Origin of the sequence: Pseudomonas sp. B10 (genome assembly GCF_900156235.1) — a bacterium.
In the GTDB taxonomy this organism is placed as follows: Bacteria; Pseudomonadota; Gammaproteobacteria; order Pseudomonadales; family Pseudomonadaceae; genus Aquipseudomonas; species Aquipseudomonas siliginis.
Window position 1 is genome coordinate 2937254 of the sequence record NZ_LT707063.1, and the last position, 21756, is coordinate 2959009.

At 59.5% G+C, this 21756-nt stretch carries 15 protein-coding genes and 1 tRNA gene; 13 read left to right on the top strand and 3 right to left on the bottom strand.

Annotated features, from left to right (window positions below):
- Positions 1-64 precede the first annotated feature (64 nt).
- The 3 genes from BXA01_RS13360 to BXA01_RS13370 all read left to right on the top strand — a co-directional run bounded on the left by BXA01_RS13360 (position 65) and on the right by BXA01_RS13370 (position 4188).
- On the top strand, positions 65-1336 hold the full coding sequence (locus BXA01_RS13360; RefSeq protein WP_056786661.1) for a YeaH/YhbH family protein: 1272 nt from the start codon (positions 65-67) through the stop codon (positions 1334-1336).
- Positions 1333-2895 carry a SpoVR family protein gene (locus BXA01_RS13365; protein ID WP_024014545.1) on the top strand — a complete coding sequence of 521 codons (1563 nt, stop codon included), beginning with the start codon at positions 1333-1335 and terminating at the stop codon, positions 2893-2895. The genes BXA01_RS13360 and BXA01_RS13365 overlap by 4 nt, the downstream gene beginning before the upstream one ends.
- Positions 2896-2958: 63 nt before the next feature.
- Complete coding sequence (locus BXA01_RS13370) at positions 2959-4188, top strand: multifunctional CCA addition/repair protein (RefSeq protein WP_076564350.1); 1230 nt, start codon at positions 2959-2961, stop codon at positions 4186-4188.
- Positions 4189-4273: 85 nt separating this feature from the next.
- Here the strand turns inward: BXA01_RS13370 and folK are convergent, their stop codons facing one another.
- A complete protein-coding gene (folK, locus tag BXA01_RS13375) occupies positions 4274-4792 on the bottom strand; it encodes a 2-amino-4-hydroxy-6-hydroxymethyldihydropteridine diphosphokinase (protein ID WP_076564351.1) in 519 nt (172 codons plus the stop codon).
- The gene (gene folB, locus BXA01_RS13380; protein WP_016772885.1) at positions 4783-5139 is read right to left on the bottom strand and encodes a dihydroneopterin aldolase; all 357 of its coding nucleotides are present in this window, start codon (positions 5137-5139) and stop codon (positions 4783-4785) included. Before folB ends, folK begins: the two co-directional genes overlap by 10 nt.
- A 74-nt stretch (positions 5140-5213) precedes the next feature.
- Between folB and plsY the strand changes: the two genes are divergently transcribed.
- A complete protein-coding gene (plsY, locus tag BXA01_RS13385) occupies positions 5214-5783 on the top strand; it encodes a glycerol-3-phosphate 1-O-acyltransferase PlsY (protein ID WP_024014548.1) in 570 nt (189 codons plus the stop codon).
- A 23-nt stretch (positions 5784-5806) separates the two neighbouring features.
- On the opposite strand, the gene tsaD is transcribed toward plsY, so the two are convergent.
- The gene (gene tsaD, locus BXA01_RS13390) at positions 5807-6832 is read right to left on the bottom strand and encodes a tRNA (adenosine(37)-N6)-threonylcarbamoyltransferase complex transferase subunit TsaD (protein WP_039757706.1); all 1026 of its coding nucleotides are present in this window, start codon (positions 6830-6832) and stop codon (positions 5807-5809) included.
- A 199-nt stretch (positions 6833-7031) separates the two neighbouring features.
- Here tsaD and rpsU point away from each other — a divergent pair, with 199 nt between their 5' ends.
- From rpsU to pqqF, 9 genes are all read left to right on the top strand, one after another.
- A complete protein-coding gene (gene rpsU / locus BXA01_RS13395; protein WP_002551877.1) occupies positions 7032-7247 on the top strand; it encodes a 30S ribosomal protein S21 in 216 nt (71 codons plus the stop codon).
- Between the two features lie 486 nt (positions 7248-7733).
- Positions 7734-9698, top strand: a complete 1965-nt coding sequence (gene dnaG / locus BXA01_RS13400) for a DNA primase (protein WP_076564352.1) — start codon at positions 7734-7736, stop codon at positions 9696-9698.
- A gap of 67 nt (positions 9699-9765) precedes the next feature.
- Entirely contained in the window at positions 9766-11613 is a 1848-nt protein-coding gene (gene rpoD, locus BXA01_RS13405) for an RNA polymerase sigma factor RpoD (protein WP_024014550.1), read from the top strand.
- 125 nt (positions 11614-11738) lie between these two features.
- Positions 11739-15485 (top strand): bifunctional diguanylate cyclase/phosphodiesterase, encoded by a 3747-nt coding sequence (locus BXA01_RS13410; RefSeq protein WP_076564353.1) that lies wholly within the window; start codon positions 11739-11741, stop codon positions 15483-15485.
- A gap of 15 nt (positions 15486-15500) precedes the next feature.
- Positions 15501-15577: transfer RNA gene (locus BXA01_RS13415), tRNA-Ile, on the top strand.
- Positions 15578-16083: 506 nt separating this feature from the next.
- On the top strand, positions 16084-16545 hold the full coding sequence (locus BXA01_RS13420) for an Lrp/AsnC family transcriptional regulator (RefSeq protein ID WP_016772879.1): 462 nt from the start codon (positions 16084-16086) through the stop codon (positions 16543-16545).
- 215 nt (positions 16546-16760) lie between these two features.
- Positions 16761-18443: a flavin monoamine oxidase family protein gene (locus tag BXA01_RS13425; protein ID WP_016772878.1), complete on the top strand. Its 1683-nt coding sequence runs from the start codon at positions 16761-16763 to the stop codon at positions 18441-18443.
- A 12-nt stretch (positions 18444-18455) separates the two neighbouring features.
- Positions 18456-19250, top strand: a complete 795-nt coding sequence (locus BXA01_RS13430; protein WP_076564354.1) for a carbon-nitrogen hydrolase family protein — start codon at positions 18456-18458, stop codon at positions 19248-19250.
- Positions 19251-19288: 38 nt separating this feature from the next.
- The gene (pqqF, locus tag BXA01_RS13435; RefSeq protein WP_076564355.1) at positions 19289-21700 is read left to right on the top strand and encodes a pyrroloquinoline quinone biosynthesis protein PqqF; all 2412 of its coding nucleotides are present in this window, start codon (positions 19289-19291) and stop codon (positions 21698-21700) included.
- The last annotated feature ends 56 nt before the right edge of the window (positions 21701-21756 follow it).

A 21756-nucleotide genomic window follows, 5' to 3' on the forward strand; every position in this document is an offset into this window, starting at 1 on the left:
ACACGGGCATTCGCTTCCACTTGCAGCTTGCAGCTCAAAACTTGAAGCTCCCCGGAGGGGCCTTATGAGCTATGTGATCGACCGACGCCTCAATGGCAAGAACAAGAGCACGGTAAACCGTCAGCGTTTTCTGCGGCGTTACCGTGACCACATCAAGAAGGCTGTCGAAGAGGCAGTCAGTCGCCGTTCCATCACCGATATGGAGCACGGTGAACAGATCAGCATTCCCGGTCGCGACATCGACGAACCGGTGCTTCATCACGGACGCGGCGGCAAACAGACCGTGGTGCATCCCGGCAACAAAGAGTTCACGGCCGGTGAACATATCGCTCGCCCACCAGGAGGCGGCGGTGGACGCGGTCCGGGCAAGGCGGGCAATTCCGGCGAAGGCATGGACGAGTTCGTCTTCCAGATCACGCAGGAAGAGTTTCTCGAATTCATGTTCGAAGACCTTGAATTGCCGAATCTGGTCAAACGCAACCTGACCGGCACCGACACGTTCAAAACCGTACGCGCCGGGATCAGCAACGAAGGTAACCCTTCACGCATCAATATCATCCGCACCCTGCGCTCAGCACATGCACGTCGTATTGCTCTGTCCGGCAGCAGCCGCGCAAAGCTTCGTGAAGCCAAGGAAGAGCTGGCACGGCTCAAGCGCGAAGAACCGGACAACTTCGGCGATATCCAGGATCTCGAAGCTGAAATCGAGAAACTCAGCGCACGCATCCATCGCGTGCCGTTCCTCGACACCTTCGACTTGAAATACAACCTGTTGGTCAAGCAACCCAACCCCAGCTCCAAAGCAGTGATGTTCTGCCTGATGGACGTGTCCGGTTCCATGACGCAGGCCACCAAGGACATCGCCAAGCGCTTTTTCATCCTGCTGTACCTTTTTCTCAAGCGTAACTACGACAAGATCGACGTGGTGTTCATCCGTCACCACACCAGCGCCCGGGAAGTGGACGAAGAGGAGTTTTTCTATTCTCGTGAGACCGGCGGCACCATTGTTTCCAGCGCCCTGAAGCTGATGCAGGAAATCATGGCCGAGCGCTATCCGAGCAACGAGTGGAACATCTACGCCGCTCAGGCCTCCGACGGCGACAACTGGAACGACGATTCGCCGATCTGCCGCGACATCCTGATCAATCAGATCATGCCGTTTGTGCAGTACTACACTTACGTAGAGATCACCCCGCGCGAACATCAGGCCCTGTGGTACGAGTACGAACGCATCGCCGAAGCCTTCTCTGACACGTTTGCCCAGCAGCAACTGGTCTCGGCCGGAGATATCTATCCGGTCTTCCGTGAACTCTTCCAGCGCAGGTTAGTGACATGACCGCCAAAGAGCAGAAACGCCAACCCATTTCCACCGGCTCCGAATGGACATTCGAGCTGATCCAGACCTACGACCGCGAAATCGCCCGGATCGCGGCCCGTTATGCTCTGGACACATACCCCAACCAGATCGAAGTGATCACCGCCGAGCAGATGATGGACGCCTATGCCTCAGTGGGCATGCCGCTGGGCTATCACCACTGGTCCTATGGCAAGCACTTCCTCAGTACCGAGAAATCATACAGTCGCGGACAGATGGGCCTGGCCTACGAGATCGTGATCAACTCCGATCCGTGCATCGCCTATCTGATGGAAGAAAACACCATCTGCATGCAGGCGCTGGTGGTGGCCCATGCCTGCTACGGCCACAACAGCTTCTTCAAGGGCAACTACCTGTTCCGTACCTGGACCGACGCCAGTTCGATCATTGATTACCTGGTGTTCGCCAAGCAGTACATCATGCAGTGCGAAGAGCGCCACGGCATCGATGCCGTGGAAGATCTGCTCGACTCCTGCCATGCCCTGATGAATTACGGTGTCGACCGCTACAAGCGCCCGTATCCGATTTCCGCCGAGGAAGAGCGCCGGCGGCAAAAGGATCGCGAAGAGCACATGCAGAAGCAGATCAATGATCTGTGGCGCACCATTCCCAAAGGCGCGGACAAATACAGCGACAAGGACAACGCCCGCTTCCCGGCCGAGCCGCAGGAAAACATCCTCTATTTCATCGAGAAGCATGCGCCGCTGCTGGAACCCTGGCAGCGCGAGATCGTACGCATCGTGCGCAAGATCGCCCAGTATTTCTATCCGCAGCGCCAGACTCAGGTCATGAACGAAGGCTGGGCAACGTTCTGGCATTACACGCTGATGAATGATCTGTACGACGAGGGCCTGGTGACCGACGGTTTCATGATGGAATTCCTCACCTCGCACACCAGCGTGGTATTCCAGCCGGGTTTCGACAGTCCGTACTACAGCGGCATCAACCCCTATGCATTGGGTTTCGCCATGTACCGCGACATTCGGCGCATGTGCGAAGAGCCTACCGAAGAAGATCGCCGCTGGTTCCCGGACATCGCCGGTTCCGACTGGCTGTCGACCATCAAGTTCGCCATGAGCAGTTTCAAGGATGAGAGCTTCATCCTGCAGTACCTGTCGCCCAAGGTGATCCGCGATCTGAAGCTGTTCAGCATTCTCGATGACGACCAGAAAGACGACCTGCTGGTGCCGGCCATTCATGATGAGGGCGGCTACCGGATCATCCGGGAAACCCTGGCAGCGCAATACAACCTCGGCAATCGTGAGCCGAACGTGCAGATCTACAGCATCGACCGGCGCGGTGATCGCTCGTTGACCCTGCGCCATCAGCAGCACGACCGTAAACCCTTGGGCGACTCCACCGAAGAAGTCCTCAAGCACCTGCACCGGCTCTGGGGCTTCGACATTCATCTGGAAACCCTGCAAGGCGACCAGATCATGAAAACCCATCACGTGCCGCCACGCAGTGAACACAGCGAGGGCGATTACGGCCGGCTCGATCTGGCCGTGATTCATCTTTGATCTGGTTCCGGCCTCCGAAAGTCTGACGCAAGGGTTATCCTGTCGGACTGACGGAGGTTTTTTATGCAGGTTTACAAGGTTGGCGGCGCTGTACGTGATCGCCTGTTGGGGTTGCCGGTCACTGATGTCGACCGGGTCGTGGTCGGTGCGACCACTGAAGAAATGATCGCCAAGGGATTCCGCCCGGTCGGCGCAGATTTCCCGGTGTTTCTGCACCCGAAAACCGGTGAGGAATATGCCCTCGCCCGCACGGAGCGCAAAAGCGGTCGCGGTTACGGCGGTTTCACTTTCTACGCAAGTCCGGAAGTCACGCTCGAAGAAGACCTGATTCGACGCGACCTGACGATCAATGCCATGGCCGAGGACGATCAGCTCAACCTGACCGATCCGTACCATGGCCAGCGCGATCTCGAAGCACGAATCCTTCGCCATGTTTCCCCGGCGTTCGCCGAAGATCCGCTGCGAGTGCTGCGCGTTGCCCGTTTTGCTGCACGCTACGCAGGATTGGGCTTTACGGTCGCCGACGAGACCATGGACCTGATGCGTCAGCTCAGTGAGTCCGGCGAACTGCAGGCTCTGACTGCCGAACGCAGTTGGAAGGAAATTTCCCGGGCGTTGCTGGAAGACCATCCACAGGTCTTCATCCAGGTATTGCGCGACTGCGGCGCGCTCAAAGAGCTGATACCGGAAGTCGATGCCCTGTTCGGCGTACCCCAGCCGGAAACTCATCACCCGGAAATCGATACCGGCTTGCACACCCTGAGCGTGCTGGAGCAATCAGCCCTGCACAGGCAGCCGCTGACGGTGCGCTGGGCCTGCCTGCTGCACGACTTGGGCAAAGGCCTGACCCCGGAAGACGAATGGCCTCGGCATATCGCCCATGAGCACACCGGGCTGAAGCTGATCAAAGCGGTCAACGAGCGCTTCAAAGTCCCCAAGGACTGTCAGGAACTGGCGCTGCTGGTCGGGCAATACCACACCCATGGGCACCGGGCGCTGGAGCTGAAAGCCTCGACGCTGCTGGAGTTGCTGCAGAGTTTCGATATCTATCGCCGGCCGCAGCGATTCGAAGAGTTTATCGCCGCATGCGAGATGGATGCCCGTGGCCGCAAGGGCCTGGAGCAGCGCAGTTATCCACAGGCGGATTATTTGCGCGGAGCGGCGAAAGCTGCACGAGAAGTGGCCGTGCAGCCGTTGCTGGAGCAGGGATTCAAGGGGCCTGAACTGGGCGAAGCGCTGAAGCGGGAACGACTGAAGGCGTTGAAAGCCTACAAAGAGGCGGCGACGGCCTGATAAAAAACTTCGCGAGCAGGCTCGCTCCCACAGGAGACCTCGATCCAATGTGGGAGCGAGCCTGCTCGCGAAAGCGCATTTGATATCACCGCAACTCCGAAGGCGTGAGCTGCTCCCCCCGCCATTCGAACGCAACCGGCGCCAACACCTGATCAATTTGCGCCTCAGCCCACAACGTCGCAAAGCTTTGGCCCACCCCCGGATGCACCCGATCCGGCGCAATCAACGACAGTGGCCACAGCACAAAGGCATTTTTCAGGATTTCCGCACGCGGCAGCATCAATCCATCAAAATTACCCACCAGATCGCCATACAGCAGCACGTCGATATCCAGCGGCAAGCCCTTGCGATCCGGGGCATAGCGACCGTTATCCGCCTCAATGAATTTCAAGCGGCGATCAAGCTCCATCAACGGCAGATCGGTGTAGGCCGAGACCACGAAATTGAAGAACGGCCCGCTCTTGATGCCCACCGGCTGGCTCTCGAACACCGCCGAACAACGGATATCCACCAGGAACGTGGCCAGCGCATCGAGACCGGCGCGCAAATGGGTTTCGCGCTCGATATTGCTACCGAGCCCGAGGTAGACCTGAGTCAGCGACATCCGCGCTCGATCTCCACACCCACACCACCCTTGGCGGCCGGAACGGCGCCCGGCTTGGTCAGTTTCAGTCGCACCCAGGTGATCTTGAATTCGGCCATCAGCACTTCAACCAGACGCTCGGCAAAGGTTTCGACCAGTTGGAACTGCGCCTGCTCGGCAAAGGCCTGAATGCGCGTGGAAACACTGGCGTAATCGAGCGCCAGGGTCAGGTCGTCACCGGCGGCAGCCGGGCGATTGTCCCAGGCGAAGCTCAGATCAAGACGCAGGCACTGACGGATGCCGCGCTCCCAGTCGTAGGCACCGATCACGGTGTCGACTTCCAGGCCCTCGATAAACACTCTGTCCAAGCACTTCTCTCCGCTGCACGACAAGGGCGCGATGCGCCGTTAGAATCAGGGCGTCCTCGCCCGGAATAGTTAGCATGTTTTGGTTACTGGCGATTCTCGCCTACCTGCTCGGCTCGCTGTCCTTCGCCATTTTGCTCAGCCGCCTGACCGGAAATCCGGATCCGCGAATGAGTGGCTCGGGTAATGCCGGCGCCACCAACATGCTGCGCCTGGCCGGTCGCAAACTGGCGATCCTGACCCTGCTCGGTGATCTGTGCAAAGGCCTGCTGCCGGTGCTGATCGCCTCGAGCGCGGGCCTCTCACTGCAGGATCAGGCCTGGATTGGCGTGTGCGCCGTGATCGGTCACCTGTTCCCTTTGTACTTTCGCTTTCGCGGCGGCAAAGGCGTTGCCACTGCCGCCGGCATGCTGCTCGGCCTGTATCCACCCGCCGCGCTGCTGGCCGTATGTGCCTGGCTACTGACGTTCTACCTGACCCGCACCAGCTCGCTGGCGGCGCTGATTGCCACGCCACTGACCCTGCCATTGCTGGCCTGGCAGGAGCCGGAAGCCTTACTGCCAATGAGCGCGCTGACCTTGCTGATTGTCTGGCGCCATCGCGGCAATCTACGCGACCTGTTCGCCGGGCGCGAACGGCATTTCTGACTGCCGTCCATGAGCGTCGCTCATTACAGCGCCGACAACTGCTCCATCGGCCAGCGTGCCTGCACGGTGATTGCCAGACTTTCCTGCTGACCGGCCTTCAGGCGCTGGCAACCGGCAAACGCGATCATCGCGCCATTGTCGGTGCAGAACTCCGGGCGCGCATAGAACACATCACCCTTCATATCGCCGAGCATCTTTTCCAGCGAAACCCGCAACGCCTTGTTGGCGCTGACGCCGCCGGCAATCACCAGTCGCTTCATGCCTGCCTGTTTGAGGGCGCGCTTGCACTTGATGGTCAAAGTCTCCACCACGGCCTGCTGGAACGCCAGCGCGATGTCGCAACGGGCTTGCTCGCCGTCGTCCCCGGCGCTGACGCATTGCTGCCAGGTATTGAGGGCGAAGGTTTTCAGGCCGCTGAAGCTGAAGTCCAGACCCGGGCGATCGCACATCGGACGCGGAAAGGTGAAGCGTCCTGCGACGCCCTTCTCGGCCAGCTTGGCGATTTCCGGCCCGCCGGGGTAATTGAGGCCCATCATTTTTGCGGTTTTGTCGAAGGCTTCACCGGCCGCATCGTCGAGCGTCTCGCCGAGCAGGCTGTACTGGCCAATGCCATCGACCTGAACCAGCTGTGTATGACCACCGGACACCAACAAAGCGACGAACGGGAATTCCGGCGGTTTCGGCTCCAGCATCGGCGCCAGCAAGTGGCCTTCCATGTGGTGCACGCCAAGCGCCGGAATGCCCCAGGCAAACGCCAGCGCCTGTGCGCAGGAAGCACCGACCAGCAGCGCGCCGACCAGGCCAGGACCTGCGGTGTAGGCGATTGCGTCGATCTCGGTCGGCACGCAGTCGGCCTCGGCCAACACCTGACGGATCAAGGGCAGCATGCGTTTGACGTGGTCACGCGAGGCCAGCTCCGGCACCACACCGCCATAGACGCGGTGCAGGTCGATCTGACTGAACAGCGCGTCGGCCAGCAGACCGCGTTCACTGTCATACAATGCGACGCCGGTTTCGTCGCAGGAGGTTTCTAATCCCAGTACTAGCATGGGTTTGCGCCTTGTTTAGGCTGAATTCGAAGGCGCGCATAATAGTCGCCACGTGATGCCCCGACCAGCGGTTTTCGATCAGAGGCTTTGCATTCCGAGCGATGAGGGGTTAACATCCGCAACCCTTAAAAACCGACGTCTTCAAGTGCTCTTTTGCCGCGAGGATGTTGACCCCGGTAATGAATGAAGGTAGCTCTGGATGCCAGCCGTCAAAGTAAAAGAGAACGAACCCTTCGACGTAGCTCTGCGTCGTTTCAAGCGCTCCTGCGAAAAAGCCGGTGTACTGGCTGAAGTTCGTAGCCGCGAATTTTACGAGAAGCCAACTTCTGAGCGTAAGCGCAAAGCAGCAGCCGCTGTTAAGCGTCACGCCAAGAAAGTTCAGCGCGAACAGCGCCGCGCCGTTCGTCTGTACTAATCCACAGACGTTCGTAGCAAGCTTCTTGCCTAAGCCCGGCCCTCAGCCGGGCTAATGGCATTTGCGTAAAACGCTTGATGCTTCACCGTCGACGCCGCCGATGCGACCGAGACAAATCTGCTTCACCGCGTCAGGCCTGGCTCTTTTGCCAGCGGTGCACGTCTTTTCTGACGAGCCTTTCAAGGCTACTGACGAGCACACCCACTGATTCCTCTTACGACGATCAGCCCAAGGCACCTGCATGCGTGCCCGCTTTATTGAGCTATCCGAGGTCGACAACCGGCCGTCAGCGGATTCAGCGCAACACTTTCACATAGTCGAAGACTGATAGGTACTAACGTCAGTGGATTTTCGGCAGATACACTTCCCGACAGCGATTACGCAGACGACACCGGTCGAGCCGCACTTTTTGTGCGTTTCCAGCAATGGCCCGCGTCCGACGGCCTGTCGCAACGGATTTATTGCAGCGCAGACGACGAGAACGCCATGGCCGGGCTGATTCCCCAGAGCTTCATTGACGACCTGCTGAACCGCACCGACATCGTCGACGTGGTCAGCTCGCGCGTGCAATTGAAGAAGGCCGGCAAGAACTACACCGCCTGCTGCCCGTTCCATAAAGAGAAAACCCCGTCATTCAGCGTCAGCCCCGACAAACAGTTCTATTACTGCTTCGGTTGCGGCGCCGGCGGCAACGCCCTCGGCTTTCTCATGGATCACGACAATCTGGATTTCCCCCAGGCTGTCGAAGATCTGGCCAAAGCCGCCGGCATGGAAATCCCCCGCGAAGAAAGCGGCCGCGAGCGCAAGCCGCGCCAGCCGACCGATTCGCCGCTGTACCCGCTGCTGACCGCCGCTGCTGATTTCTACCGGCAGGCACTCAAGAGTCATCCGTCGCGCAAGGCTGCGGTGGATTACCTCAAGGGGCGGGGTCTGACGGGCGAGATCGCTCGGGATTTCGGCCTCGGTTTTGCGCCGCCGGGCTGGGACAACCTGCTCAAGCATCTGAGCAGCGACACCCTGCAACAGAAAGCCATGATCGAAGCCGGCCTGCTGATCGAGAACGCCGAAACCGGCAAGCGCTATGATCGCTTCCGCGATCGCGTGATGTTCCCGATCCGCGACACCCGCGGACGGATCATCGCCTTCGGCGGTCGCGTACTGGGCGATGACAAGCCCAAGTACCTGAACTCACCGGAAACCCCGGTATTCCATAAAGGCCAGGAACTCTACGGCCTTTATGAAGCACGCAAGAACAATCGCAACCTCGACGAAATCATCGTCGTCGAGGGTTATATGGACGTCATCGCCCTCGCCCAGCAAGGCTTGCGCAATGCCGTCGCCACGCTGGGTACCGCGACCAGCGAAGAACATTTGAAACGCCTGTTTCGGGTCGTGCCGAACGTTTTGTTCTGCTTCGACGGCGACCAGGCGGGCCGCAACGCCGCGTGGCGCGCACTGGAAGCGACCCTGCCGTGTCTGCAAGACGGTCGTCGCGCGCGGTTCCTGTTTTTGCCCGAAGGCGAAGATCCGGACACCCTGGTTCGCGCCGAAGGCACCGATGCTTTCAAGGCGCGCATCAATCAGCACGCGCAGCCGCTGGCCGATTATTTTTTCCAGCAACTGACCGAAGAAGCCGACCCGCGCTCTCTTGAGGGCAAGGCGCACATGGCCACCCTCGCCGCACCATTGATCGACAAGGTGCCGGGCGCGAACCTGCGCATCCTCATGCGTCAGCGCCTGACCGAGATTACCGGCCTGAGCAGCGAGACCGTCAGCCAATTGGTTCAGAGCGCACCGCAGGAAGCACCGCCCGCCTACGATCCGGGCTTCGATTATGACGCCATGCCGGACTACAGCGACTACCATCAGCCGCAGGCACAGGACATGTACGCGCCGCAGCAGGAATGGACGCCGAAGAAACCCGGCGCCGGCGGCAAGAAGTGGGACAAGAAACCATGGGACAAGAACGGCAAGCGTGGTGGCGATCGCGAACAGCAGCGCCCGCGTACGCCGATTGGCGTTGAATCGCCAACCCTGACGGCACTGCGAACATTGCTCCATCATCCGCAACTGGCCAAGCGCGTCGAAGACGCCGGGCACATTGCCGATGAAAATCAGACCAACGCCCAGCTGCTTGTGGCGCTGCTCGAAGCCGTACAGAAGAATCCCAAGCTAAACTCATTTCAGCTGATCGCGCGATGGCACGGCACTGAACAGGGTCGCTTGCTCAAGGCGCTGGCAGAAAAGGAATGGCTGATTGACGGAGATAACCTTGAACAACAGTTTTTCGACACCATTACTAGCTTGTCCGCCCGCCAACGCGAGCGAAATCTCGAACAGTTACTCAGGAAAGCGCGGCAAAGCGAACTGAGCGTCGAAGAGAAAAATCAACTGCGCGACCTTTTAAGTCGCAATGTTTCCGCATCAAACCCGACCTCAACTGGCGCGTGAGGTCATAGCTCAGGTATAATCCTCGGCTTGTTTTTTGCCCGCCAAGACCTTCAGTGGATAGGGTGTTATGTCCGGAAAAGCGCAACAGCAGTCTCGTATTATTGAGTTGATCAAACTGGGTCGTGAGCAGAAGTATCTGACTTACGCCGAGGTCAACGACCACCTGCCCGAGGATATTTCAGATCCGGAGCAGGTGGAAGACATCATCCGCATGATTAACGACATGGGGATCCCCGTACACGAGAGTGCTCCGGATGCGGACGCCCTTATGTTGGCCGACGCCGATACCGACGAGGCCGCTGCGGAAGAAGCAGCCGCTGCGTTGGCGGCGGTGGAGACCGATATCGGTCGCACCACTGACCCGGTGCGCATGTACATGCGTGAAATGGGTACGGTCGAGCTTCTGACCCGTGAAGGCGAAATCGAAATCGCCAAGCGGATCGAAGAGGGCATTCGTGAAGTGATGAGCGCAATTGCGCACTTCCCTGGCACGGTTGACCACATTCTCTCCGAGTACACCCGCGTCACCACCGAAGGTGGTCGCCTGTCCGACGTCCTGAGCGGTTATATCGACCCGGACGATGGCATTGCGCCGCCTGCGGCAGAAGTGCCGCCGCCGGTTGACCCGAAAGCCGTCAAGGCCGACGACGATACCGATGACGATGATGCCGAATCTTCCGATGACGAAGAAGAAGCCGAAAGCGGTCCGGACCCGGTCATCGCTGCACAGCGCTTCGGCGCCGTGGCGGACCAGATGGAGATCACCCGCAAGGCCCTGAAAAAGCACGGTCGTCACAACAAGGCAGCGGTTGCCGAGTTGCTGGCCCTGGCCGAGCTGTTCATGCCGATCAAACTGGTGCCGAAGCAATTCGAAGCCCTGGTCGAGCGTGTTCGCAGTGCCCTGGATCGTCTGCGTCAGCAAGAGCGCGCGATCATGCAGCTGTGCGTACGTGATGCACGTATGCCACGCGCCGATTTCCTGCGTCAGTTCCCGGGCAACGAAGTCGACGAAAGCTGGTCCGACGCCCTGGCCAAAGGCAAGAGCAAGTACGCCGAAGCCATCGGTCGCGTGCAGCCGGACATCATCCGTTGCCAGCAGAAGCTGATTGCGCTGGAAACCGAGACCGGCCTGACCATTGCTGAAATCAAGGACATCAACCGTCGCATGTCGATCGGTGAGGCCAAGGCCCGCCGCGCGAAGAAAGAGATGGTTGAAGCCAACCTGCGTCTGGTGATCTCGATCGCCAAGAAGTACACCAACCGCGGCCTGCAATTCCTCGATCTGATCCAGGAAGGCAACATCGGTCTGATGAAGGCGGTGGACAAGTTCGAATACCGTCGTGGCTACAAGTTCTCGACTTATGCCACCTGGTGGATCCGTCAGGCGATCACTCGCTCGATCGCCGACCAGGCGCGCACCATCCGTATTCCGGTGCACATGATCGAGACGATCAACAAGCTCAACCGTATTTCCCGGCAGATGTTGCAGGAAATGGGTCGCGAACCGACTCCGGAAGAGCTGGGCGAACGCATGGAAATGCCTGAGGACAAGATCCGCAAGGTACTGAAGATCGCCAAAGAGCCGATCTCCATGGAAACCCCGATCGGTGATGACGAAGACTCCCATCTGGGCGACTTCATCGAAGACTCGACCATGCAGTCGCCAATCGATGTCGCCACAGTGGAAAGCCTGAAGGAAGCGACTCGCGAAGTGCTGTCCGGCCTCACTGCCCGTGAAGCCAAGGTACTACGCATGCGTTTCGGTATCGACATGAACACCGACCACACGCTCGAAGAGGTGGGCAAACAGTTTGACGTAACGCGTGAGCGGATCCGTCAGATCGAAGCCAAGGCGCTGCGCAAGCTGCGCCACCCGACGCGAAGCGAGCATCTGCGCTCCTTCCTCGACGAGTGATACCAGAACCCCCGGCCCAGGCCGGGGGTTTTGTTTTATGGCAGATTAAATTCCCCGCTCCGCCCTCCCCGCCTCGTACCCCGTCTACACTCGAAACAATCATCCCAAGCCCTGACGAGAGCGTTATGCCCAGACTGGCGCCCGTGCTTTTTCTGCTGTCATTGATGATCTGCACCGCCACGGCTGACGCGCTGACTCTCACCGATGAAGAACGCAGCTGGCTGGCGGCTCACCCTGACTTGCGCCTGGGTGTTGATGCATCGTGGCCGCCCTTCGAGTTCCGTGACGATCAGAACCGCTATCAGGGCCTGGCTGCCGACTATATCGAGGTGATCCGTGAACGTCTGGCAATCAAGCTGACGCCCATCGAGCCCGCAAGCTGGACAGTGGTGCTGGAGCAGGTCAAAAAAGGCAAAATCGATTTGCTGCCGGGAATCATGTCCACGCCGGAGCGCCAGAACTATCTGTCGTTTACCCGGCCGTACCTGGACTTCCCGATCGTCATCCTCGCCCATGTCGGCGGCGCCCAGCCGCGCAAACTTGACGACCTGTACGGTCTGAAAATCGCCGTAGTGGAAAACTATGCCCCCCACGAACTGCTGCGCACTCACCATCCCGATCTGAATCTGGTGGCCATGCCCAATGTCAGTTCGGCGCTGCAAGCCCTGGCGACTGACGAAGTGGACGCGGTGGTCGGCGATCTGGCTTCGAGCGTGTGGAGCCTGCGCCAGCTCAAACTCGACGGCCTCTACGTCAGCGGCGAAACCCCGTATCGTTATCAACTGGCAATGGCCGTGCCTCGCGATAACAAGATGTTGGTGGGCATCCTCGATAAAGTCCTGGCCGACATGACACCGGCGGAAATCAGCAGCATTCAGGAACATTGGGTCGGTAATGTGCTCGACCACCGCACGTTCTGGTCAGATCTGCTGATGTATGGCCTGCCCGGTCTGTTGTTGTTGATGACGGTGCTGGCCGTGGTGATTCGCATCAACCGCCGACTGAGCTCGGAAATCAGCCGGCGGATCGACCTCGAACAAGAACTGCGCAGCAGCGAATATCACTACCGCGGCCTGGTGGAGAGCTTGTCGGCGATTGCCTGGGAAGCGCGGATGAGCGACTTCACCTACAGCTATGTGTCGCCCCATGCTGAAGACCTGCTCGGGTATCCACAGTCTCACTGGCTGATTCCGGGCTTCTGGCACAACATCATTCATCCCGCCGACCTGACCCGCACGCAGAACTATTGCAGGGAAGCGCTGCGCCAGGGCCGCGACCACATCGTCGATTATCGCGTGATCACCGCCGACGGCCGCTGCCTGTGGGTGCGCGACATTGTCAGCCTGATCGAGCATGGCCACGAACCGGTGATGCGCGGGTTGATGATCGATATCAGCGAAATCAAACGCACCGAAGAGGCGCTGCGCCTGTCCGAGCAGAAGTTCGCTTCGGTGTTCGAGCAATGCCCGGACATTCTGGTGATTGCACGCCTGTCCGACGGCTGCCTGCTTGAGGTCAACGAGGCCTTCGAAGAGCAGATCGGCCTCAGGGCCGAGGATGTGATCGGCCAGACCGCCACCAACCTCAATATCTGGGGCATTCCCGGGGTGGGGCCGGGCCTCTTGCAGCGTTTGCAGGCCGGCAGCATCCGTAATCTGGAAATGCCCTTTCGCCGCAACAACGGCCAACTGTTCACCGGGCTGATTTCCGCCGAGCCCTTCGACCTCGATACCACCCCGGCGCTGGTGGTTGTGGTACGCGACATCAGCCAGCTCAAGGAAACCCAACAGCAACTGCAAACCTCTGAAGAGAAGTTCGCCAAGGCTTTCCATGCGTCGCCGGATGGCCTGTTGCTGTCGCGTCAAAGCGACGGCCTGCTGCTGGAGGTCAACGAAGGCTTCAGCCGCATCACTGGTTTCAATAGCGCCATGTCGGTGGATCGTTCGACGCTGGATCTCGGCATCTGGGTCAACCTCAACGAACGCAAACAGATGCTCGATCTGCTAAAGCGCGACGGGTTTGTCCGCGACTTCACTTGCCACATCCGTCGCAGCGACGGGCAGATTCGCCTGTGCGAAGTGTCCAGTCGCCCGCTGCCGATCGGCGACGAGGATTGCATGCTGACCATCGCCCGCGACATCACCGAACGCCATCTCATGCAGGAAAAACTGCAGCAGGCCGCGACCGTTTTCGAGAGCACCGCCGAGGGCGTGTTGATCACCGATACTCAACAACACATCAGCGCCGTCAATCGTGCCTTCACCGAAATTACCGGCTATAGCGAAAGCGAAGCACTGGGCCACACGCCACGCTTGCTGGCGTCAGGGCTGCATGACAGCGCTTTCTACGCAGCGATGTGGCATCAATTGACCGACGAGGGACACTGGCAAGGCGAGATTTCCAACCGGCGCAAGAACGGCGAGCTGTACCCAAGCTGGCTGACCATCAGCGCCGTGCGCAATCGCGACAAGTTCATCACTCACTTCGTCGCGGTGTTCGCCGATATTTCCAGCCTCAAGCATGCCCAGGCCAAGCTCGATTACCAGGCTCACCACGATCCGCTCACCGGCCTGCCCAACCGCACCCTGTTCGAAAGCCGTCTGCAAATGGCCCTGACCAGCCAGCAGGAAAATGGCGGCCAGGGCGCGGTGCTGTTTCTCGATCTCGACCGCTTCAAACACATCAACGACAGCCTCGGCCACCCGGTCGGCGACCTGTTGCTCAAGGGCATCGCCGTGCGTTTGAAAGAACAACTGCGCGATATCGACACGGTCGCGCGATTGGGCGGTGACGAGTTCATCATCCTGTTGCCAGGCTTGCAGCAAGCCAGCGACGCCGACAACATCGCGACGAAACTGCTCAACTGCTTCGGCGCGCCGTTCCAGGCCGGCGAACACGAGTTCTTTATCAGCGCCAGCATCGGCACCAGCCTCTATCCCCGCGACGGTTGCGATGTGGCCACGCTGGTGAAAAACGCCGACGCGGCGATGTACCGCTCAAAAGCCAAAGGACGCAACCGCGTCGAAAGCTACACCCGCGACCTCACCGCCCAGGCCAGCGAGCGCATAGCGCTGGAACACGAACTGCGCCGCGCCATCGAGCGCGATGAGCTGTTTCTCTATTACCAACCGAAAATCAGCCTGGTCGATCACAGTCTGGTCGGTGCAGAGGCGCTGATTCGCTGGCGCCACCCAACCTTCGGCGACGTGCCGCCCGAGCATTTCATTCCGCTGGCGGAAGAAAACGGCATGATCCTGCAGATCGGTGACTGGGTGCTCGAAACCGCTTGCAGACAAATGTTCGAGTGGAGCCGGATCTACCAACCGCTCGGGCCGCTCTCGGTAAACCTCGCTGGCGCGCAGCTGCGTCAGCCGAACCTGCTGGTGCGCATCGAGCAACTGCTCAAGGACAACCGCCTCAGGCCGGATTTACTGCAACTGGAAATTACCGAGAATTTCATCATGAGTCAGGCCGAAGAGGCACTGGCAGTGCTGCACCAGCTCAAACACCTCGGCGTGCAACTGGCGATCGATGACTTCGGCACCGGCTACTCCTCGCTCAGCTACCTCAAACGCCTGCCGCTGGACATTCTCAAGATCGACCAGTCCTTCGTCCGCGGACTGCCTGACGACCCCCACGACGCGGCCATTGTGCGCGCCATCATCGCGCTCGGTCGCAGCATGCAATTCACCGTGATTGCCGAAGGCGTGGAAACACAGGCGCAACAACAATTCCTCGCTGCTGAAGGGTGCGAACAGATACAGGGCTACATCGTCAGCCTGCCGCTGCCCCCGGAGGAATTCGCCGCGACGTTTCTGCATATAACCGTATCGGATTTTTCGGATAGCACAGCCGCGAAACCGTCGCTATAATCCGCGGCCTACTGAGGGCCTATAGCTCAGTTGGTTAGAGCAGAGGACTCATAATCCTTTGGTCCACGGTTCGAGTCCGTGTGGGCCCACCAAATTGAAAAGCCGCGCTTGATGCGCGGCTTTTTTGTGGGCTTTGATTTCCCAATCATGCTAATCCCATGCCTGTGGTTGTGGACATTCGGGATGGACACATTCTCTGGAATTTTATGCACGCTCCGGCGAGAGCCATGAACAGGCATCGAAAAGGCGAGCTTTTGTATAGGCGGTACATTCTTTCGGAAAAAAAAGGGCAGCCATCGGGCTGCCCGTAACATCTAAATCCTGATATTTGCATCCTCAGGAAATGGGATGAAGAGGTCTCACCTGACACCGATGTTGCAGCATCGCTGAGGTACCTACATCTGCTAATGCCCTGCAAGGCATCAGATTTCGCGCTCTTGTAGGCATTCTTGGGAAACAGGGCAGACAAGTCAAATCAATTGTCAGAACATTTGTTTCATCAAATTCATCAGTGACCTCTTTGCTTTGGCGCAAAAGCCTTTCCTTATTTGCCTGTAAAGAGGCGCCTCCCTCCGACTCAACGCCAATGGAGCTTCCCTTGCCAGACACCCGCCAACCCATCCTCGACGAAATCGACCGCCAGCTAATCGCCGCGCTGCAAATCAACGCCCGCGAAAGCGTGGCCATGCTCGCCCGTCAGCTAGGCATTGCTCGCACGACGGTGACGTCGCGTCTGGCCCGCCTGGAAAAGGCCAAGGTAATCACCGGTTATGGCGTGCGCTTGGGTCAGCGTGTGGTCGATGGTGGCTTGCAGGCCTACGTCGGGATCAAGGTGCAGCCGCGTTCCGGCAAGGACGTGCTGCGACGTTTGAGTGCGATGGCGCAGGTGCAACAGCTGTGTGCAGTGAGTGGCGAGTTTGATTATGTGGCGTGGTTGCGCACCGATTCGCCGGAGCAGCTGGATCAATTGCTGGATCAGATTGGCAGCGTCGATGGGGTGGAGAAAACTACGACTTCGATCATTCTGAGCAGCAAGATTGATCGCGGGCAGCCGGTCTGAGCATTGGCCGGGCATTCTGGCTGAGCCGCTTCGCGAGCAGGCTCGCTCCCACTTTTTTGGTCGGTGTGCAGCCCGCAATCGTCAGTCTGCACAACAATCAGGCAAAACGACGACACATTGCGTCTTATTAACGCGCTCCACGCTCCCTAGAATGGCTGGCATCTTTTCCTATACTCAGACGCGAATCCTGCGTCGGGTCGCCAATAAGGTCAGCCATGAACAAGAACAATCGCCATCCTGCAGACGGAAAAAAACCAGTCACCATTTTCGGTCCGGACTTTCCGTTCGCGTTTGACGACTGGATCGAGCATCCCGCCGGCCTGGGCAGCATTCCCGAACAGCACCATGGCGCTGAAGTGGCGATTGTCGGCGCGGGTATTGCCGGTCTGGTGGCTGCGTATGAACTGATGAAACTCGGTTTGAAGCCGGTGGTGTACGAGGCGTCGAAACTCGGTGGTCGTCTGCGCTCGCAGGCATTCAACGGTACCGATGCCATCGTCGCCGAGCTCGGTGGCATGCGTTTTCCGGTGTCCTCCACCGCGTTCTATCACTACGTCGACAAGCTCGGCCTGGAAACCAAGCCTTTTCCCAACCCGCTGACCGGCGCTTCAGGCAGTACCGTGATCGATCTGGAGGGCGAAACCTATTACGCCGAAAGCCTGAAGGATCTTCCTGCATTGTTTCAGGAAGTGGCTGACGCCTGGGCAGATGCGCTGGAAGCCGGTTCGCAGTTCTCTGATATTCAGCAAGCCATTCGCGATCGCGATGTGCCGCGCCTGAAAGAGCTGTGGAACAAGCTGGTGCCGCTGTGGGACGACCGGACCTTTTACGACTTCGTCGCCACCTCGAAAGCCTTCGCCAAATTGTCGTTCCAGCACCGCGAAGTGTTCGGTCAGGTCGGTTTCGGCACCGGCGGCTGGGATTCAGACTTCCCCAATTCGATGCTGGAAATCTTCCGCGTGGTAATGACCAATTGCGACGATCACCAACACCTGGTGGTCGGTGGCGTCGAGCAGGTGCCACAGGGCATTTGGCGCCATGTGCCGGAGCGCTGCGTGCACTGGCCGGCGGGCACCAGCCTTAAATCCCTGCACCGTGGCGCACCGCGTTCCGGTGTGAAGAAGATTGCCCACGCACCGCAAGGCCGTTTCGCCGTTACCGACAACAACGGTGACACCCGCGAGTACGCCGCCGTCCTGACAACCTGCCAGAGCTGGCTGCTGACCACTCAGATCGAATGCGACGAGACCCTGTTCTCGCAGAAGATGTGGATGGCCCTCGACCGCACGCGCTACATGCAGTCGTCGAAAACCTTCGTGATGGTCGACCGGCCATTCTGGAAAGACAAGGACCCGGAAACCGGCCGCGACGTGATGAGCATGACCCTCACCGATCGCCTGACCCGTGGCACCTATCTGTTCGACAACGGCGACGACAAACCGGGGGTGATCTGCCTGTCGTACTCGTGGATGAGCGACGCGTTGAAAATGCTCCCGCATCCGGTGGAAAAACGCGTTGAACTCGCCTTGAACGCGCTGAAGAAGATCTACCCGAAAGTCGACATCGCCGCGCGGATCATCGGCGACCCGATCACCGTGTCGTGGGAAGCCGACCCGTACTTTCTCGGTGCCTTCAAAGGCGCCCTGCCCGGCCATTATCGCTACAACCAGCGTATGTACGCGCACTTCATGCAGGACGACATGCCGGCCGAACAGCGCGGGATTTTCATCGCCGGCGACGACGTGTCGTGGACACCGGCGTGGGTCGAAGGCGCAGTGCAGACTTCGCTCAACGCAGTGTGGGGCATCATGAAACATTTCGGCGGCTCGACACATAAAGAGAACCCCGGCCCGGGTGATGTGTTCAAAGACATCGGCCCTATCGCCCTGCCCGAGTAAGAGGATTCCCCGATGCGCGTAGCCGTTTACCAATGTCCACCGCTGCCACTGGACCCCGCCGCCAACCTGCATCGCCTGCATCAAGTAGCGATGGAGGCCAAAGGCGCCGATCTGCTGGTGCTGCCGGAGATGTTCATGACCGGCTACAACATCGGCGCCGAAGCGGTCAGCACGCTGGCCGAGGTCTATAACGGTGAATGGGCGCAGCAGATCGGCCGCATTGCCAAGGCTGCCGGTCTGGCGATCGTTTACGGCTACCCGGAGCGCACCGCCGACGGGCAGATCTACAACGCCGTGCAACTGATCGACGCCCATGGCGAGCGCCTGTGCAACTATCGAAAGTCGCATCTGTTCGGCGACCTCGATCGGTCGATGTTCAGCTCCGGCGAAGCGGAGTTGCCGGTGGTTGAGCTGAACGGCTGGAAGCTCGGCTTCCTGATCTGCTACGACCTGGAGTTTCCGGAAAACGCGCGGCGCCTGGCCTTGGCCGGCGCCGAGCTGATCGTGGTGCCGACGGCCAACATGATTCCGTTCGATTTCGTTGCCGATGTCACCGTGCGTGCCCGCGCCTTCGAAAACCAGTGCTACGTGGCTTACGCCAATTACTGCGGACATGAAGGCGATATTCAGTACTGTGGGCAAAGCAGTGTTGCCGCGCCGGACGGTAGCCGTATCGCCCTGGCAGGTCTGGACGAGGCGTTGATCGTCGGTGAACTGGACCGCCAATTGATGAACGACTCCCGCCAGGCCAATCGCTATCTCAGCGATCGCCGCCCGGAGCTTTACGGCGCGCTCAACCGCCGCTAATCCGCTAGCATGGGCACTTCACTGTTCTGGAAGTGCCCATGCCCGCGCCGACTCATCCCCGCCCCCACTCTGAAACCCTGGCCAACGGCCTGCGCGTGACCCTGCGCCACGTGCCCGGTCTCAAGCGCAGCGCTGCCGCGTTGCGCGTGGCGGCCGGCAGCCATGACGTGCCATTGGCATGGCCGGGGCTGGCGCATTTTCTCGAGCACTTGCTGTTTCTCGGCACCGAGCGTTTTCCCACAGACGAAGGGCTGATGGCCTACGTGCAACGTCACGGCGGGCAGGTGAATGCCAGCACCCGCGAGCGCACCACGGACTTTTTCTTCGAGTTGCCTGTGTCGTCCTTCAGCGCGGGGCTCGAGCGTCTGTCAGACATGCTCGCCCGGCCACGTATGAATCTGGACGATCAACTGCGTGAACGGGAAGTGCTGCAGGCCGAATTCGTCGCCTGGTCGCAGGATCCGACAGCGCAGCAGCAGTTTGCCTTGTATGAAGGTTTGCCAGCGGAGCATCCGTTGCGCGGGTTTCATGCGGGCAATCGGGACAGCTTGCAGGTCGAATCGCCTGGGTTTCAGTCGGCGCTGAAAGATTTCCATCAGCGCTTTTATCGAACCGGGCAAATGAGCCTGAGTCTGGTCGGGCCACAAAGTATCGATGAGCTTCGCGAGCTCGCGCAGCAATTCGCAGCGGTGTTATCGGTTGGGGATAAAGTTGCCCAGGCCGCACCGCCACCGTTGGCAGTGAAGAGTTATCAACAGGTTGGCGCTCACACGAACCTGTTATTTGCTTTCGACGCGTTGCCCGAGTCATCCGCCGAGGCGATGGCTTTTCTCTGTCATTGGTTGAATAGCGCAAAACCTGGTGGATTGCTCGCATACCTGCATCAACAGAATCTGGCTGACAGCCTGAAAGCCACGCCGCTTTACCAGTTCGCCGGCCAAGCGCTGCTGCATCTTCAATTCAATGCTGGCGGCGACCGCCTGGATACCATTCGCGAACACCTGCTGGACTGGCTGAGCTTCTTCGCCCGTCAGGACTGGACGCCGTTGCGCGAGGAATACGCCGCCCTGCTTCAGCGCCAGCAGCACGTCAGCGGCGCGTTGCAACTGGTGCGGCTCGATCTCGCGCAGCAAGCATTCGGCCTCTCCCAATCGGGCACTGCCGCACTTGAGCACATCCTCCGCGAAATCGCTGTTGTGGATAACTTCAGCGATCATTGGCATCTGCCCGCCGCGAATCCTTTCTTGCGCACCAGTGAACCGCTGGCCAATGCCGGGCTGATTCGCGGCCAGACCAGCGCCCACCGTGGCCTGCGCACCTTCGCCCAGGATCGCTCGCGCAGCCGTCGGGAACGTTCGCCGATGCATTTCAGTCAGGCGCTGCCGGACAACAGCGATGAGGGCGCGATCTATCTGCGCTGGCAGGTCGAGGCGGCGGCCAGCGCCGATCTGCGCGCAAGATTGCAGCGCAGTCTGCGCCAGACCCGACAGGATGCGTCCGAAGCCGGAGTGGACTTGTCTTTCAGCGCCATAGGTAACCAATGCCTGCTGAAAATGACCGGATTACAGGAACCGATGCCCAGCGTCCTCGAGCATGCGCTGAAATGTCTGACGATGATCGACGTCGATTCGCCGCGCGACGAGGCGCAGATACCGTCGATGCCGATCCGCCAACTGCTCGAAGCGTTGCCGGAAAAATGCCTGCCCACGATTAAAACCAGCGATGACGCCAATCAGCTGTGGACAACTTCGCGCTGGGACGGCCTCGCTCTAGGGCTAAATCAACAGACCCAATCAGCCATGGGCCTGGCGCTGAGCCGCATTCCCGGCACACCGGACAATCAGCTACCGGTGATACCGATCACCCAAGCCCAGTACCACTGGAGCCAGATCAACACGGCCTCCAGCGAACACGCCTTGCTGCTGATCTGCCCGACTGCCAGCAGCGACATCGCTGATGAAGCAGCGTGGCGCCTTCTGGCTCAGTTGTACCAGACGCCTTTTTACCAGCGCCTGCGCGTCGAATTGCAATTGGGGTACGCCGTGTTCAGCGCTCTGCGTCAGTTGCACGGCCGGACCGCGATTGTGTTTGGCGCGCAATCGCCGACGACTTCGGCCGCCGAGTTGCTCGAACACATTCAAGAGTTCCTCAAAAACATCCCCGCATTGATCGAAACGCTCGATGACGCGAGCCTCAAGCAGCAGCGCCAAAGCCTCGCCGATCAGTTCGACGACGCCACGCTTTCCACCAAGGATGCTGCCGAGCTGCTGTGGCAGGGCAAACTCGCTGGCCATTCGTCCGATTATCGTGAGCAGTTGGTCGCGGCGATCCAGCAGCTGAATCGCCAGGCTTTACTCGATGCTGCACAGCGTCTGATCAACGCCGAGGGCGGCTGGCATTGCCTGGCCAATGAACCAATGCCGGGCACACCGTGGCAAGCGGCAAACTGATCATTACCGAGGCTGCAAGGAGCTTTCTCAAAGATTCACGGGTCACGGCGTTGAAA

Bases quoted from the DNA above. Each gene is read 5' to 3' on its own strand.
- BXA01_RS13365 (WP_024014545.1), top strand. From the start codon at position 1,333: ATGACCGCCAAAGAGCAGAAACGCCAACCCATTTCCACCGGCTCCGAA.
- tsaD (WP_039757706.1), bottom strand. From the start codon at position 6,832: ATGCTAGTACTGGGATTAGAAACCTCCTGCGACGAAACCGGCGTCGCA.
- BXA01_RS13370 (WP_076564350.1), top strand. From the start codon at position 2,959: ATGCAGGTTTACAAGGTTGGCGGCGCTGTACGTGATCGCCTGTTGGGG.
- dnaG (WP_076564352.1), top strand. From the start codon at position 7,734: ATGGCCGGGCTGATTCCCCAGAGCTTCATTGACGACCTGCTGAACCGC.
- rpoD (WP_024014550.1), top strand. From the start codon at position 9,766: ATGTCCGGAAAAGCGCAACAGCAGTCTCGTATTATTGAGTTGATCAAA.
- pqqF (WP_076564355.1), top strand. From the start codon at position 19,289: ATGCCCGCGCCGACTCATCCCCGCCCCCACTCTGAAACCCTGGCCAAC.
- BXA01_RS13425 (WP_016772878.1), top strand. From the start codon at position 16,761: ATGAACAAGAACAATCGCCATCCTGCAGACGGAAAAAAACCAGTCACC.
- rpsU (WP_002551877.1), top strand. From the start codon at position 7,032: ATGCCAGCCGTCAAAGTAAAAGAGAACGAACCCTTCGACGTAGCTCTG.
- folK (WP_076564351.1), bottom strand. From the start codon at position 4,792: ATGTCGCTGACTCAGGTCTACCTCGGGCTCGGTAGCAATATCGAGCGC.
- BXA01_RS13410 (WP_076564353.1), top strand. From the start codon at position 11,739: ATGCCCAGACTGGCGCCCGTGCTTTTTCTGCTGTCATTGATGATCTGC.
- plsY (WP_024014548.1), top strand. From the start codon at position 5,214: ATGTTTTGGTTACTGGCGATTCTCGCCTACCTGCTCGGCTCGCTGTCC.
- BXA01_RS13360 (WP_056786661.1), top strand. From the start codon at position 65: ATGAGCTATGTGATCGACCGACGCCTCAATGGCAAGAACAAGAGCACG.
- BXA01_RS13430 (WP_076564354.1), top strand. From the start codon at position 18,456: ATGCGCGTAGCCGTTTACCAATGTCCACCGCTGCCACTGGACCCCGCC.